The 14,810-nt window shown below is 66.8% G+C and carries 12 protein-coding genes; 5 read left to right on the top strand and 7 right to left on the bottom strand.

Annotated features, from left to right (window positions below):
- Nucleotide 1: 1 nt before the first annotated feature.
- From queC to sphst_RS06695, 4 genes are all read right to left on the bottom strand, one after another.
- Nucleotides 2-706: a 7-cyano-7-deazaguanine synthase QueC gene (gene queC, locus sphst_RS06710; protein WP_056406059.1), complete on the bottom strand. Its 705-nt coding sequence runs from the start codon at nucleotides 704-706 to the stop codon at nucleotides 2-4.
- A 196-nt stretch (nucleotides 707-902) separates the two neighbouring features.
- The gene (gene hslO, locus sphst_RS06705) at nucleotides 903-1,808 is read right to left on the bottom strand and encodes an Hsp33 family molecular chaperone HslO (RefSeq protein ID WP_031396003.1); all 906 of its coding nucleotides are present in this window, start codon (nucleotides 1,806-1,808) and stop codon (nucleotides 903-905) included.
- A 164-nt stretch (nucleotides 1,809-1,972) separates the two neighbouring features.
- Nucleotides 1,973-2,896, bottom strand: coding sequence for an ornithine carbamoyltransferase (argF, locus tag sphst_RS06700; RefSeq protein WP_031396002.1), 924 nt, complete (start codon nucleotides 2,894-2,896; stop codon nucleotides 1,973-1,975).
- A gap of 168 nt (nucleotides 2,897-3,064) precedes the next feature.
- Nucleotides 3,065-4,255, bottom strand: coding sequence for an aspartate aminotransferase family protein (locus sphst_RS06695; RefSeq protein ID WP_031396001.1), 1,191 nt, complete (start codon nucleotides 4,253-4,255; stop codon nucleotides 3,065-3,067).
- Between the two features lie 247 nt (nucleotides 4,256-4,502).
- Between sphst_RS06695 and sphst_RS06690 the strand changes: the two genes are divergently transcribed.
- Nucleotides 4,503-5,300: a hypothetical protein gene (locus tag sphst_RS06690; RefSeq protein WP_056406055.1), complete on the top strand. Its 798-nt coding sequence runs from the start codon at nucleotides 4,503-4,505 to the stop codon at nucleotides 5,298-5,300.
- A 52-nt stretch (nucleotides 5,301-5,352) separates the two neighbouring features.
- On the opposite strand, the gene parE is transcribed toward sphst_RS06690, so the two are convergent.
- Nucleotides 5,353-7,356, bottom strand: coding sequence for a DNA topoisomerase IV subunit B (parE, locus tag sphst_RS06685; RefSeq protein ID WP_043157211.1), 2,004 nt, complete (start codon nucleotides 7,354-7,356; stop codon nucleotides 5,353-5,355).
- 162 nt (nucleotides 7,357-7,518) lie between these two features.
- Between parE and sphst_RS06680 the strand changes: the two genes are divergently transcribed.
- Nucleotides 7,519-8,370 carry an outer membrane protein gene (locus sphst_RS06680; protein ID WP_031394659.1) on the top strand — a complete coding sequence of 284 codons (852 nt, stop codon included), beginning with the start codon at nucleotides 7,519-7,521 and terminating at the stop codon, nucleotides 8,368-8,370.
- Nucleotides 8,371-8,709: 339 nt separating this feature from the next.
- Here sphst_RS06680 and sphst_RS06675 read toward each other — a convergent pair whose 3' ends face one another.
- Nucleotides 8,710-9,492, bottom strand: a complete 783-nt coding sequence (locus sphst_RS06675) for a GcrA family cell cycle regulator (RefSeq protein WP_056406053.1) — start codon at nucleotides 9,490-9,492, stop codon at nucleotides 8,710-8,712.
- Nucleotides 9,493-9,578: 86 nt separating this feature from the next.
- Here sphst_RS06675 and sphst_RS06670 point away from each other — a divergent pair, with 86 nt between their 5' ends.
- Complete coding sequence (locus sphst_RS06670; protein ID WP_031395769.1) at nucleotides 9,579-10,433, top strand: ABC transporter permease; 855 nt, start codon at nucleotides 9,579-9,581, stop codon at nucleotides 10,431-10,433.
- 4 nt (nucleotides 10,434-10,437) lie between these two features.
- Nucleotides 10,438-12,117, top strand: a complete 1,680-nt coding sequence (locus sphst_RS06665; RefSeq protein WP_031395770.1) for a formate--tetrahydrofolate ligase — start codon at nucleotides 10,438-10,440, stop codon at nucleotides 12,115-12,117.
- A 36-nt stretch (nucleotides 12,118-12,153) separates the two neighbouring features.
- On the opposite strand, the gene sphst_RS06660 is transcribed toward sphst_RS06665, so the two are convergent.
- Nucleotides 12,154-13,548, bottom strand: coding sequence for a phospholipase D-like domain-containing protein (locus sphst_RS06660; protein ID WP_107045405.1), 1,395 nt, complete (start codon nucleotides 13,546-13,548; stop codon nucleotides 12,154-12,156).
- Between the two features lie 147 nt (nucleotides 13,549-13,695).
- Here sphst_RS06660 and dinB point away from each other — a divergent pair, with 147 nt between their 5' ends.
- On the top strand, nucleotides 13,696-14,784 hold the full coding sequence (gene dinB / locus sphst_RS06655; protein WP_031395771.1) for a DNA polymerase IV: 1,089 nt from the start codon (nucleotides 13,696-13,698) through the stop codon (nucleotides 14,782-14,784).
- The last annotated feature ends 26 nt before the right edge of the window (nucleotides 14,785-14,810 follow it).

Raw genomic sequence — 14,810 nt, 5'->3', positions numbered from 1 at the left:
GTCAGACCGGCTTGACCGCATAGACGGTGGGATCCGCGATCCCCGCCTCGTCGAAGCCGCGCGAGCGGAGACGGCAGCTGTCACACTCGCCGCAATGCTTGCCGTCGGGCGTCGGATCGTAGCACGACCAGCTGAGCCCGAGGTCGAGCCCGAGCCGCGTGCCCTCACGGACGATATCCGCCTTGGTCATGTGCTGGAGCGGCGCCTGGATGCGGAACGGATCGCCCTCGACCCCCGCCTTGGTCGCGAGTTCGGCCAGCCCCTCGAATGCGGCGATGAATTCGGGACGGCAATCCGGATAGCCCGAATAATCGAGCGCGTTGACGCCGATATAGATATCGCGCGCGCCCGCCGCCTCGGCCCAGCCGAGCGCAAGGCTGAGGAAGATCGTGTTGCGGGCGGGAACATAGGTGACGGGGATGCCACCCGCATCGTCGGTGCCGACGCCGTCCTTGGGCACGTCGATATCCGCGGTGAGCGCCGAGCCGCCGAACGCGGACAGGTCCATCGGCAGGACGATATGACGTTCGGCGCCAAGCGCGGTGGCGACGCGGCGCGCGGCGTCGAGCTCGACGCGGTGGCGCTGGTTATAATCGAACGACAGCGCGAGCAGGCGCCGGCCGGATTCCCGCAGCATGGCGGCGGAAACCATCGAGTCGAGGCCGCCCGAGACGAGGGCGACCGCTAAGGGAGCTGATGATGTCATGATGCGCGACGCGCTAGGCCAGACCGCGGCAAAAAGAAAGGGCCGCCCGAAGGCGGCCCTGAAAGGTTGGCGCTAATAGCAGCCTCAAGGGAGAAACGTGCTGAAATCTCTAAAGCACGAGGGAGGTATAGCCCGGCGCGGTAAACAGCGCATTAACGCCGCGCAATTTCCCACCGTCACGTGAATGAGAAACGCGTCATTCCTCGACCGGAACCGGAAATTTCTTTGCACAGAATGCGCAGTCGACCTGGATGAAGCCACTCTCGTCCGCCATGTCGCGGCGTTCGTCGATCGGGAATTTCGCAATTACGCCCCGGATATAATCGGGATCGCACCGGCAGCCGCGCGTGATCGGAATATCGGCAAGGATGCGGACGTCGCTGTCCTCGTTGAACAACCGCCACACCAGCGTCTCGAGCGGCAGCGCCGCATCGGTCAGCTCGTCCGCGCCCATCGTGTTGCCGAGCGTCGCGACATGCTCCCATTCGGGATGGTCGAGCTTGGTATGCAGCCGCTCGCGGCCGTCCTCGCCCTCAGGCAGATGCTGGAGGAACAGGCCGCCCGCGACGCAGCGCCCGTCGGGGCCCTTCGCCATGCCGGTACGGACCATTGTCGGGATCTGCTCGGACTGGGTGAAATAGCTCTGCGCGGCCTCAGACAGCGTATCGCCATCGAGCGGGACGATACCCTGATACCGCTCGTTGCTGCTCGCCATGTCGAAGGTGATCGCGAGATAGCCCTGGCCGAACAAGGCGAACAGGGTCGGCTCGGCGGGCGCCTGGGCAAGCTTGTCCGCGTCATATTCGATATAGCCGCGCACCTCGCCGCCGCGGTAATCGCAGACCAGCAGCTGGACGACGCCATTGTCGGTCCGCGTCTGCATCGTCAGCTGGCCGCTCGCGTCCTTCAGCGTCGAGCCGATCAGCGCGGCGAGCGTCAGCGCCTCGGCGAGCAGCTTCTCGATCGCAGGCGGATAGGCGTGCGCGGCGAGCACCTCGTCGAGCGCGGTACCGAGCCGGACGATCCGGCCACGGGCGCTGCGCGCGGGGATAGCAAACGCCAGCGCGCGGTCGAGATCGGTCATGTTGGGGTCGTTCACCATCGTTCCTTCGGCATCCCCCGTCGCGGCGTCATCCCCGCACAGGCAGGGATCCAAAGCGACATACGCTGGTGGTCTCATCACCAGCTCGGAGTTTATGGATTCCCGCCTCCGCGGGAATGACGGAAATGGGGGCTGACCTGCGCCCGATCAACCAATCGGGCGCTTCAGCCGATCTGCCCGAAGCACCAGCGCAGCACCGATTTCTGCGCGTGGAGGCGGTTTTCGGCCTCCTGCCAGATCAGCGACTGCTGACCGTCGATCACCTCGGGCGTGACCTCCTCGCCGCGATGCGCGGGGAGGCAGTGGAGGAACTTCGCATCGGGCCGCGCGAGCGCCATCAGCGCGGCGTCGACCTGATAGGGGGCAAGGGCCTTCAGCTTGCTCTCGGCATTGGCCTGCCCCATCGAGATCCAGGTGTCGGTGACGATGATGTCCGCACCGTCGACCGCCTCGCGCGGATCGGCGACGACGCGCGCGCGGCCAGAGGCGCGGACGATCGCCTCCTCCTCGGGCTGGAACCCCTGCGGGCAGGCGGCGACGACGTCGAACTGCATCAGCCCGGCGGCCTCGACGATCGAGGCGAGCACGTTGTTGCCATCGCCCAGCCACGCGACCTTGAGCCCGGGCAGCGCCTTGCCGCTCTCGATGATCGTCAGCAGGTCGGCCATGATCTGGCACGGATGCGACGCGTCGGTCAGCCCGTTGATGACGGGGACGCTGGCATGATGCGCCATCTCCTCGACCTTGGCATGATCGTCGGTGCGGATCATGATCGCGTCGACATAGCCCGACAGCACGCGCGCGGTGTCGGCGATCGATTCGCCGCGCCCGAGCTGCATGCTGCCGGCATCGGCGACGATCGATGTCCCGCCGAGCTGGCGGATCGCCATGTCGAAGCTGAACCGTGTACGCGTCGAGTTTTTTTCGAACACCATCGCCAGCGTGTGGCCGGCAAGCGGGGCGTCAGCATCCGTGCGGCCCTTGGGGAAGCCGGCGCGCGCGGCCTTGCGATCGAGCGCGTCGGCAAGCATCGCGGCGACGCCGTCGGGGCCGGCGTCGGTGAGATTCAGGAAATGGCGGTTGTTCATGGTAACGACCCCGTAAGAAGTTCCGTTCGTCCTGAGTAGGGGCTGAGCGAAGCCGAAGACCCATATCGAAGGACAGTGCCCCAAGCGGGCCAGTCCTTCGATACGCCACTTCGACTTCGCTCAGTGGCTACTCAGGACGAACGGGGTTTAGTGACCGCGCAAAGGCGCTCAATCGTCGGCGGCCGGCACATAAACGCGCGCGGCGGTCGACAGCTTGTCGATGCATTCGGCGATATGGCTCTCGTCGATCACCAGCGGCGGCAGGATGCGGATGACGTTCTCCCCCGCGGCCACCAGCAGCAGGTTGTGATGATCGCGCGCGAACGCGACGAACGCACGGCTGTCGCTTTTCAGCTTCAGCCCGAGCATCAGCCCGGTGCCACGCACGCTGTCGAACAGGTGATCATGGTTGGGGATCATCTGTTCGAGGCCCTGCCGCAACCGATCGCCCATCGTGGCGACATGCTCGAGGAACCCGTCCTCGAGGATTACGTCGAGCACCGCCTCGCCCGCCGCCATCCCGAGCGGGTTGCCGCCATAGGTCGAGCCGTGCGTGCCCGCGACCATGCCCTTGGCCGCCTCCTCGGTCGCAAGGCACGCGCCGAGCGGGAAGCCGCCGCCGATCCCCTTGGCGACCGACATGATGTCGGGGGTGATGCCGTAAAGCTCGTGCGCGAACAGCTTGCCGGTCCGGCCATAGCCGCACTGGACCTCGTCGAGCACCAGCAGCAGGCCGTGCTCGTCGCACGCCTTGCGCAGGCCCTGGAGGAATTCGGGGCTCGCCTGGCGGATACCGCCCTCGCCCTGGATCGGCTCGACCAGGAACCCTGCGGTGTTGTCGTCGATCAGCGCGAGCGCACCCTCGAGATCGTTGAACTTGGCATAGGCGAATCCGGGCAACAGCGGCTCAAACCCGTCGCGCATCTTGGCCTGATTGGTCGCCGAGATCGTCCCGAGCGTGCGGCCGTGGAACGCGGTGTCGAACGTGATCAGCGTGTGACGCTCGGGATTGCCGTTCGCGAAATGATAGCGGCGCGCGGTCTTGATCGCGCACTCGACCGCTTCTGCACCCGAATTGGTGAAGAACACGGTGTCGGCGAACGTATTGTCGACGAGCCGCTGCGCGAGATGCTCGCCCTGTGGTGACCCGTACAGGTTCGACACGTGCATCAGCGTCGCGGCCTGATCGGCGATCGCCTTGGTCAGATGGGGGTGGCCATGGCCAAGCGCGTTGACCGCGATACCGCTGGCGAAGTCGAGATATTGCTGGCCGTCCTCACCGAACAGATAGGCGCCCTCGCCTCGGACCGGACGCACGCCACACCGCGGGTAGACGGGCATGAGCGGGGTGATGGTCACAGGCGCTTCCTCTTCGAAACGAGAAGGGCGGCCCGTGATGGACCGCCCCGGAGGCGCCTAATACCGGTGACGGGGGATGGGCGTCAACACCGCGGACGTCCGACGCAGCCCTGTCTGATCCGTACCAAGGCGCGGACTCCGCTTGCGGCGCCCCGGCAGCACGCGCAATCTTCCCCTCGGCTCCATCCGACGTCGCAAACGCGCCGGCGCAAGCCCAGTCGCGTCCCCATCGAGAGGAGGTTGACGTATGAAACGCTATGCGACCGGCCTGGCAGTGATGCTGGCCATGGCTCTTGCCACCACCCCCGCGCTTGCCAAGGGCGTGTTCGACGGCACCTGGAAGGGAGATGTGAAGGCGAGCCAACCCGCGGAGAATCCCTCGATCATCCTCCTGCAGGCGGGCACCTTCAGCTGCACGACGTGCAAGCCCGCGCTGAAATTCCCCGCCGATGGCGCGTTTCACCCGATCGTCGGCAATCCCTATTATGACGAGGCATCGGTCGCGGTGGTGGATGCGACGACGGTCAAGCGCGCGTTCCGGAAGAGCGGAAAGACAGTCGCCGAGGCGACGGTGACGCTGGCCGCGGACGGGCAGAGTTCGTCCTCCGCCTTTGTCGACCGGACCGCACCGAGCGGCGTGGAGGTGACGGGAACGACGGTCAATGCGCGCGTCGCACCCGCCCCGGCGGGTGCCCATGCGTTATCGGGTGCGTGGCGCGAAACCACGGATACGCAGGTATCCGACACGGGCCTCGTCTTCACCTTCGCACAGGACGGTAAGACCATGGCCTTCTCGACGCCGACCGGCATATCCTATGCCGCGACGATCGACGGTCCGCCGGCAACGGTGACCGGGGATCCGGGCTGGACGAAGGTCGCTCTGAAACAGACCGGACCGACGACTCTGTTCGAAACCGATTACGAGGGCGATACGCCGATCGGTACGTATAGCATGTCGCTCTCGCCCGACGGCACGACGATGACCACCGCGGTCAACGACCTGAAACACGGGAAGACCTCGACGATGGTCGCACACAGGCAGTGATCCCGGAGGCAAGCGGGGGCGGCTATCGAACGGCCCCCGCTTGCCCCAATGGTCACGCGTCGATCGCTTCCTCGTCCAGCCGGCCGGCATTTTCTTGGATAAAGGCAAAGCGGTGCGCGGGGTTGTTGCCCATCAGGCGGTCGACCAGGTCCTTCACGCCTGCCCGCTCCTCATATTCCTGCGGCAGGGTGATGCGCAGCATGCCGCGGGTGGCGGGGTCCATCGTCGTCTCGCGGAGCTGGCCTGGGTTCATCTCGCCAAGCCCCTTGAAGCGGCCGACATCGACCTTCTTGCCCTTGAACACCGTGCGTTCGAGTTCGGCGCGGTGCGCGTCGTCGCGCGCATAGACGCTCTTGGTGCCGACGGTCAGACGGTAGAGCGGCGGCTGCGCGAGATAGAGGTGCCCGCGCCGGACGATGTCGGGCATCTCCTGGAAGAAGAACGTCATCAGCAGCGTCGCGATATGCGCGCCGTCGACGTCGGCGTCGGTCATGATGACTACGCGCTCGTAGCGCAGGTTGTCCGCCACGCAGTCCTTCCGCGTTCCGCAGCCGAGCGCCAGCGTCAGATCGGCGATTTCCTGGTTCGCGAAGATCTTCGCACTGGTCGCGGACGCGACGTTCAGGATCTTGCCGCGGATCGGCAGGATCGCCTGCGTCTTGCGATCGCGCGCCTGCTTGGCCGAGCCGCCAGCGGAATCGCCCTCGACGATGAACAGCTCGGTGCCCTCGGGCGAGTTGGCGGAACAGTCGGTCAGCTTGCCGGGCAGCCGCAATTTGCGGGCGGACGTCGCGGTCTTGCGCTTGACGTCGCGTTCCTGCTTGCGGCGCAGGCGCTCGTCCATCCGCTCGAGCACATAGTTCAGCAGCGCCTTGCCGCGGTCCATATTGTGGCTGAGGAAATGGTCGAAATGGTCGCGGACCGCCTTCTCGACGAGGCCCGCGGCCTCGGGGCTGGTCAGGCGATCCTTGGTCTGGCTCTGGAATTGCGGTTCGCGGATGAACACCGACAGCATCAGCTCGCTGCCGATCATCACGTCGTCCGCACTGATATCCTTGGTCTTCTTGTTGCCGACCAGATCGCCGAACGCGCGGAGGCCGCGCACCAGCGCCTGGCGCAGGCCCTGTTCGTGCGTGCCGCCATCGGGGGTCGGGATGGTGTTGCAATACCAACTGTACGAGCCGTCGCTCCACAGCGGCCAGGCGATCGCCCATTCGACGCGCCCCTGCGTCTCGCCGTGCGCGCTCGGGAAATCCTGCGAGCCCGAGAAGAAGTCGGCGGTCGCGCATTCGCGGCCCGCGACCTGATCGCGCAAATGGTCGGCGAGCCCCCCGGGAAACTGGAACACCGCCTGCGCGGGCGTATCGTCGCTGATCAGTTCGGGCGCGCAGTGCCAGCGAATCTCGACGCCCGCGAACAGATAGGCCTTGGACCGGACGAGCTTGTGCAGCCGCTGCGGCTTGAAATGCAGCTCGTTGCCGAAGATCTCGGTATCGGGGGTGAAGGCGACGCTGGTGCCGCGGCGGTTGGGGGTGGTGCCGAGCCGCTCGATCGGGCCGAGCGTCTGCCCCTTGGCGAAGCGCTGGCGGTATAGCTGGCGGTCGCGCGCGACCTCGACGACAGTGTCGGACGACAGCGCGTTGACGACGCTGATGCCGACGCCGTGCAGACCGCCCGAGGTCGCATAGGCCTTGCCCGCGAACTTGCCGCCCGAATGCAGCGTTGAGAGAATCACCTCGAGCGCGGACTTGTCCGGGAATTTGGGATGCGGATCGACCGGGATGCCGCGGCCATTGTCGACGATCGTCAGGCGGTTGCCGGGCTCGAGCGTGACCTCGATCCGCGTCGCGTGACCCGCGACCGCCTCGTCCATCGCGTTGTCGAGCACTTCGGCGGCGAGATGGTGCAGCGCGCGCTCGTCGGTGCCGCCGACATACATGCCCGGGCGGCGGCGGACGGGTTCGAGCCCCTCGAGCACCTCGATCGAGGACGCGTCATAGGTCGGGGCGGTCTTTGACGGGGTCGTGAACAGGCCTTCAGGCAGGTCTTCTGGCATGACGTGGTATATGGCTTAGCCAGCGATCCGTGCAAGCGCGCAACCGCTGTTGCGGAAAAGCCACAACATGAACTTTCTGTCATGTTTACGTCATGATCGCGGATATATCGGCGGGACGCTCCGTTTCTTGGTCGTCTTAGATCAATCATATCCGGAGCTTACATGCGCACATCCCTCTATGCCGGCCTCGCTGGCGCGGTCATTCTCGGTCTCACGGCATCGCCGGCATTTGCGCAGGAGACCACCGAGGACGCACCGTTCAACGGTCTCTATGTCGGCGCAGCGGGCGGTTATGACGTGCAGCCGAACGACGCGGGATCGTCGATCCTGTTCGACCGCAATCTCGACGGACGGTTCGGGGATGCGGTGACGACGGCAGCCGGCGCCAACGCGTTCAGCAGCGGGTTCTGCAACGGCGCGACGACCGCCACGACGCTGACCGGTGGCCGCGGCTGCCGCAAGGATAAGGACGGCGCCGCATATTATGGCCGCGTCGGCATGGACGCGCAGCGCGGCAACATCGTCGTCGGCGTGGTCGGCGAATTCGGCAAGAGCGAGATCACCGACAGCGTCACCGCTTTCTCGACGACGCCCGCCAGCTATGTGATGACGCGCAGCGTCGACTGGGAAGCCTCGATCCGCGGCCGTGCAGGCTATGCGGTCAACACCACGCTGTTCTACGGCACGTTCGGTGCGGGCTATGCCAAGATCGACCGGGATTTCTACAGCACCAACACCGGCAACGCCTATCAGCAGAGCGGCAAGCGCCAGCAGTTCGGCATCCTCGGCGGCGGCGGCATCGAGCAAAAGGTCACGCCGAACATCTCTGTCGGCATGGAATATATGTTCCACCAGTATCAGGACGACGACTTCCGCGTCCGCGTGACGCAGGGCACCCAGCCGGCGACGAACCCGTTCGTGCTGGCGCCGAACACGACCGGCACGGACTTCCGTCGCAGCGACGACAAGTTCCGCTGGCACAGCCTGCGCGCGACGGCGGCATTCCGGTTCTAAGCGCAGGGTGGTGTGACGCCAAACGGCGTCACACCACCCAAGCTCGGCCGGCGCCGCACTAGCGACGTCCGACGACGCGGCTTCGCCGCGGCGCGGGTGAGGATAAAGGGTCGCTCCCCGATAAGGGAGGCGGCCCTTTTTTCGTGAATATGGTCTCCGCAAAACACCACCCCGGCGAAGGCCGGGGCCCAGTTGGGCGACCGAGGCAATTACGCGTTGCCTGCCGTTACCACGGCCTTCCCAACTGGGCCCCGGCCTCCGCCGGGGTGGTGCCTTGGGGATTGGCTCCGCGACAGGCATGCATCCGAAGCACGGATAGCGAAAACGCCCCCCCCCATCTCAGCGTGCGCGCGGGCCGCCGAAGGGGAGTGGCGGCGTCGGGCGGCGGTCGCGGCGGGGCAGCTGTGCCTGATAGGCGTGACCGCAATGCGCGACGCAGTACGGGAAGCCCGGGTTCACCTTGTCACCACAAAAGTGAAAATCAGGCTCGCCGGGATGGCCGAGCGGCCACTTGCAGATGCGGTCGTTGAGCTCGAGCAGGCTCGTCTTGCCCGCCATTTCAGGCGAAGGCTTGGCGGGGACGAGACGCCGCGGCGGGGCGGGCGTGCTCGGCGGCTGCTGCTCGCCGGGCGCCTGGCGGAGAAAGCCGCCGGGTCCGATCGAGCGCAGGATCGGCTGTGGTGCGCGGACCGGTGCGGCGGCGGGTTCGACCGCGTCGTCGTCCTCATCCTCGTCCTCGTCGGCGTCTTCATCCGCATCGGCGGCGACGGGCGCCGCACGCGGTGCGGGCTCGGGTGCAGCGGCAACGGGTGCGGGTTCAGGCGCGGGAGCCGGCGCTGCGGCGACGGGTTCGGCGGCGACCACGGGCGGCGTGTCGACAACGGGCGACTCGGCCGGCCTGGCCTCCGCCGCCTTCGCCTCCGCGACCTTCGCTTCTGCGTTCTTCGCGTCGGGATCGTTGGGCTTCACCGGCGACGGGCGCGCCTGAAGCTCGAGGCGGTGCGCCTTGCCGATCACGGCGTTGCGGCTGACGCCACCCAGCGCTTCGGCGATCTGGCTGGCGGTCTGGCCGGCTTCCCACATCGTCTTGAGCGTCTCGATACGCTCGTCGGTCCAGGACATGTTCGTTCCTCAGTCTTCGGGTCGGCCGGTATAGTCTTCGTCAACCGGGTTGCGGGCGACAGCGGCAGCGATTACCCGCAACCCCCATGAGCAGCCAGCCCCCAATCGGTGAAATCCAGTCGGCGGTGCAATCCGCCCCCGGCGTTCCCGTCATTCGCAACGTGAACTGGGAGGGACTTCGTACCCTCTATATCAAGGAGGTGCGCCGGTTCTTCAAGGTCCAGCTGCAGACGGTGTGGGCGCCGGCGATGACGACATTGCTGTTCCTGATCGTTTTCACCATCGCGACGGGCGCCAAACGCCCCGTGCTGGTCGGCGGCGAGACCGTGATGTTCGCCGATTTCATCGCCCCCGGGCTGATCATCAGCCAGGGCATGATGGGCCCCGCCTTCGCCAATGCGAGCTTCTCGCTGCTGGTCGGCAAGATGCAGGGCACGATCGTCGACTATCTTCAGCCACCACTGTCGACCGCCGAGCTGCTCGCCGCGCTGGTTGGCGGTGCGGTGACGCGCGCGGTGCTGGTCGGCTGCGTCGTCTGGGCGGCGATGGCGCTGTATCCGGGCGTGCACGTCACGCCGCATGTGCCGCTCGCAATCCTGTGGTTCGGGCTGCTCGGCGCGACCTTCCTCGCGCTGCTCGGCGTGCTGACGTCGATCTGGGCGGACAAGTTCGACCATGCCGCCGCGGTCACCAACTTCGTCGTCGCGCCGCTGTCGCTGCTGTCGGGCACCTTCTATTCGGTCGACACGCTGGCGCCCGCGTTCCGTGCGTTCAGCCACGTCAATCCGTTCTTCTACATCATCTCGGGCTTTCGCTACGGCTTTCTGGGCGTCGCCGATTCGCCGGTGATCGTCGGCGGCCTCGTCATCCTGGCGATCGACGTCGCGCTCGCCACCCTGTGCTACATGCTGCTGAAGAGCGGCTGGAAACTGAAGAACTAGCCCCATGACAACCGACATTGCCATCGCCCGCAGCGTCGCGCTGCGCCCCATCGCGCGGGTCGCCGACGCGCTCGGCATTCCCGACGACGCGGTCGAGCCCTACGGCCGGTTCAAGGCCAAGGTCGCACTCGACTGGCTCGAGGCGCATGGCCGCCGCGAGGGGGCGCGGCGTGGCCGGCTGGTGCTCGTCACCGCGATCAATCCGACGCCCGCGGGCGAGGGCAAGACGACGACCTCGGTCGGGCTGGCCGATGCGCTGAACCTGACGGGGCGCAAGACGGTGCTGGCGCTGCGCGAACCGTCGCTCGGGCCGTGCTTCGGCACCAAAGGCGGCGCGACCGGCGGCGGGCGGGCACAGGTCGCGCCGATGGAGGACATCAACCTCCACTTCACCGGCGATTTCCACGCGATCACCGCGGCGCACAATTTGCTCGCGGCAATGATCGACAATCATATCCATTGGGGCAACGCGCTGCAGATCGACGTGCGGCGCGTGGTGTGGCGCCGCGTGCTCGACATGAACGACCGTGCGCTGCGCGACATCGTCCAGTCGATCGGCGGGGTCGCCAATGGCTATCCGCGCGAATCGGGGTTCGACATCACCGTCGCGTCCGAGGTCATGGCGATCCTGTGCCTCAGCGAGAATCTCGCGGACATGGAGCGGCGGCTGGGTGACATCGTCGTCGCCTATACGCGCGACCGCACCCCCGTCACCGCGCGCGACCTGAAGGCGGACGGCGCGATGGCGGTCCTGCTGGCGGAGGCGATCAAGCCGAACCTCGTCCAGACGCTCGAGGGCAACCCCGCCTTCCTGCACGGCGGGCCGTTCGCCAATATCGCGCATGGCTGCAACTCGGTGATCGCGACGCGCGCGGCGCTGGCGCTGGGCGACTATGTCGTGACCGAGGCGGGCTTCGGCGCGGATCTGGGCGCGGAGAAGTTCTTCGACATCAAATGCCGCCAGGCGGGGCTGTCCCCCGATGCGGTGGTGATCGTCGCGACGGTCCGCGCGCTCAAGATGAACGGTGGGGTCGCCAAGGCCGATCTCGGCGCGGAGGACGTCGAGGCGGTCCGCCGCGGCGCGGTCAATCTCGTCCGCCATATCGAGAATATCCGCCAGTTCGGCGTTCCCGCGGTCGTCGCGATCAACCATTTTTACACCGACAGCGAGGCCGAGATCGCGGTCGTGCACGAGGCGGCGAGCGCGCACGGCGCCCGCGCGATCCTGTGCCGCCACTGGGCCGAGGGCGGCGCGGGGGCAACCAAGCTCGCCGACGCGGTGGCCGAGCTGTGCGACACGCATGCCGCGAATTTCGCGCCGCTTTATGGCGACGAGCTGTCGCTGTTCGACAAGATCGACACGGTTGCCCGGCGCATCTACCGCGCCGAACATGCGGTCGCTGAGCCCAGCGTGCTGGCGCAGCTCAAGCGCTGGGAGGATGCCGGCTATGGCCACCTGCCCGTCTGCCTTGCCAAGACGCAGTACAGCTTCTCGAGCGACCCCGCGCTGCTCGGCGCGCCGACCGGGCATATCGTGCCGGTGCGCGAGGTTCGGCTGGCGGCGGGCGCGGGCTTCGTCGTCGCGATCTGCGGCGAGATCATGACGATGCCTGGCCTCCCGCGCGTTCCCGCAGCCGAAGCGATCCGGCTCGATGCGGATGGGCTGATCGAAGGGCTGTTCTAATCTAATCTGATCCTCCCCCTAGCGGGGGAGGATCGCTCACTTCTTCTTCGGGCGGCGGTGGCGGAGGCGGCGGAACAGGCCGCGCTTCGCGAAGCTCTCGAACATCTCCTCGGGCCCCTCGGGATCGAGCACCTCATTGTCCGCCAGCCATTCCTCGACCGCGGTCAGATCGGGCGCCTCATAGGCGCGCAGTGACTTGCCCTGCCCGCGCAGCCGCTCGATCGTCTCGATCAGCGACCCGGTCTCGGCGATCATCGTGGTCACCACCTCGACATCGACCGCCAGATGCTCGGCGATCAGGTCGTTGCGGATCGCGGTGATCCCCGTGCTCGTCGCCTCGTCATGCGCGCGGATCGCGAGGTCGCATTCGGTGTCGAGCCGCAGCGAACGGTTGTTCATGTTCGACGACCCGAGCCGGAAGATCTGGTCGTCCGCGATCAGGATCTTGGCATGGCAATAGATCGCCTCCCCGCCGCTGGTGTAGGGATGATACATGCGCAGCCGCTTGTGGACGTCGCGGTGCGCCAGCGCGGTCATGAGGCGCGCGCGCGCGGTGTCCATCGCGATCGGCTCGAGCCACCCTTGCGCAGTCACCGGGTTGATGATCACGATCTCGGGCCCGTCCGCCTCGTCGAGCCGCCGCGCGACCGCCTCGGCGATCTTGCGCGACGCGAAATACTGGCTCTCGATATAGAGATGCCGCTTGGCACCCGCGATCTGCGCGAGGAACAACGCCTCGCTCTCATGCACCGGGACCTGGTCGTCCATCTCGGGCTCGGTCCGCGCGATCGCGACGTCGACATCGCGGAAATGCACGCCGAGCTCCTCGGGCCAGCACGCCGCGCCCGGGTTCGCCTCGGCGATCGGCACGCCGCCTGCCAGCACCCAGCGGTCGCGGAACAGCTGGCCCAGTGCGGTCGCGACGGGGCCTGCGACCGCGCTGATCGCGTCGTGCCACGGCTTGTAGGGACGGCCCGAAGGGCGCCGCCGTCGCGCATCGTCATGGCGATGCTCGCGCGTGTCCCAGCGGTCGCCAGTCATGTCGATCCCGCCGCAAAAGGCGAGGCAGTCGTCGATGATGACGATCTTCTGATGATGCGACCCCGCGGTCGGATGATGACCATCGAGCTTGGTATGGATGCGCGGATGCCGCATCCACTTCATCATCGTGAATAGCGTCGAGCCGCGGAAAAGCGACTTGATCGCACCAGTATCCCAGCGGAGCAGGAAGATCTCGAGTTCGGGCTGGCGTTCGACCAGCCACAGGATGAACGCACCGAGCGTCGGCGGTTCGCCGGGGCGATCGACCCCGGGTTCGAGCTGGATCCGCGCATCGAAATCCCAGCCGATCAGCATGATCCGCCGCTTGGCATTGAGCATGGCGACGCGCGCCTGACGGAAATATTCCTCCGCATCGACGATCACGGACATCTGGTCCGCGCGTTCGATACGCCAGCATTCGGTTCCGATCCGCACGTCCAGGTCCCCTTGTCGTCGCCGCTTGCGCCCGGCCGAATTCGTTCAACGCCGTAACGACGCTCTGTTTCCGCGCATCGTCAGAACCTATCTGCGGTGCAGATGGCCGCTTCTCCTACCCCGCCGCCGGTGCAGCGCAAGATCATCCATGTCGACATGGACGCCTTCTATGCCTCGGTCGAACAGCGCGACGACCCCACGTTGAAGGGCCGGCCGGTCGCGGTGGGTGGTTCACGTGCGCGCGGGGTGGTCGCCGCCGCCAGCTATGAGGCGCGGACCTTCGGGGTGCACAGCGCGATGCCATCGGTCACCGCGCTCAGGCGCTGCCCCGACCTCGTCTTCGTGCCGCCGCGCTTCGACGTGTACCGTGCGGTGTCCGATCAGATCCGCGCGATTTTTGCGCATTTCACCCCGCTCGTCGAACCGCTGTCGCTCGACGAGGCGTATCTGGACGTCACCGCCGATATCCGCGGGGTCGGATCGGCGCAGGCGATCGCCGAGGAGATCCGTGCGCGGATCAAGGCCGATACCGGGCTGACAGCCTCTGCCGGGGTCAGCTACAACAAGTTCATCGCCAAGCTGGCGTCGGACCAGAACAAGCCCGACGGGATCTGCGTCATCACGCCGAAACGGGGGGCCGCGTTCGTCGCGTCATTGCCGGTCAAGCGGTTCCACGGCGTCGGCCCGGTCACCGCCAAGCGCATGGAACAGCTCGGCATCCTGACCGGCGCGGATCTGCTCGAACGCCCGCTGGCGTTCCTCCAGGCGCATTTCGGCAGCTATGCGGACTATCTTTACGGGGCAGCACGCGGGATCGATCACCGCCCGGTGCGCGTCAACCGTGCCGCCAAGTCGGTCGGTGCGGAGCGGACGTTCGAGACCAATCTGAGCGATCCGGCAGCGCTGCGCGAGGCGTTGCACCGCGTCGCCGATGCGGCGTGGGTGCGGATCGAACGGCACGACACGCGCGGGCGGACGGTGACGCTGAAATTGCGCCATGCCGATTTCCGGACGATCACGCGTGCCCGCTCGTCGAGCGCCGCGGTGGTCGACAAGGCTGCGTTCGTCGCCGCCGGACTGGACCTGCTGATGGCACAGCTTCCGGTCCCGCAGGGCGTCCGGCTGCTCGGCCTGACGCTGTCGGGGCTGGTCGGTGACGAGCCGGACGACGCACAGCCCGTCCTGCTCTGACCCACCGCTCGCTTCGCGGGTGTGGG

The organism is Sphingomonas sp. STIS6.2, from assembly GCF_000732685.2.
In the GTDB taxonomy this organism is placed as follows: Bacteria; Pseudomonadota; Alphaproteobacteria; order Sphingomonadales; family Sphingomonadaceae; genus Sphingomonas; species Sphingomonas aerolata.
The sequence above is the reverse complement of the archived record's forward strand: the minus strand, read 5'-3'. Positions and strand labels throughout refer to the sequence as shown.

Bases quoted from the DNA above. Each gene is read 5' to 3' on its own strand.
- sphst_RS06675 (WP_056406053.1), bottom strand. From the start codon at position 9,492: ATGTCCTGGACCGACGAGCGTATCGAGACGCTCAAGACGATGTGGGAA.
- parE (WP_043157211.1), bottom strand. From the start codon at position 7,356: ATGCCAGAAGACCTGCCTGAAGGCCTGTTCACGACCCCGTCAAAGACC.
- sphst_RS06660 (WP_107045405.1), bottom strand. From the start codon at position 13,548: ATGTCCGTGATCGTCGATGCGGAGGAATATTTCCGTCAGGCGCGCGTC.
- hslO (WP_031396003.1), bottom strand. From the start codon at position 1,808: ATGGTGAACGACCCCAACATGACCGATCTCGACCGCGCGCTGGCGTTT.
- dinB (WP_031395771.1), top strand. From the start codon at position 13,696: ATGGCCGCTTCTCCTACCCCGCCGCCGGTGCAGCGCAAGATCATCCAT.
- sphst_RS06665 (WP_031395770.1), top strand. From the start codon at position 10,438: ATGACAACCGACATTGCCATCGCCCGCAGCGTCGCGCTGCGCCCCATC.
- queC (WP_056406059.1), bottom strand. From the start codon at position 706: ATGACATCATCAGCTCCCTTAGCGGTCGCCCTCGTCTCGGGCGGCCTC.
- argF (WP_031396002.1), bottom strand. From the start codon at position 2,896: ATGAACAACCGCCATTTCCTGAATCTCACCGACGCCGGCCCCGACGGC.
- sphst_RS06690 (WP_056406055.1), top strand. From the start codon at position 4,503: ATGAAACGCTATGCGACCGGCCTGGCAGTGATGCTGGCCATGGCTCTT.
- sphst_RS06670 (WP_031395769.1), top strand. From the start codon at position 9,579: ATGAGCAGCCAGCCCCCAATCGGTGAAATCCAGTCGGCGGTGCAATCC.
- sphst_RS06680 (WP_031394659.1), top strand. From the start codon at position 7,519: ATGCGCACATCCCTCTATGCCGGCCTCGCTGGCGCGGTCATTCTCGGT.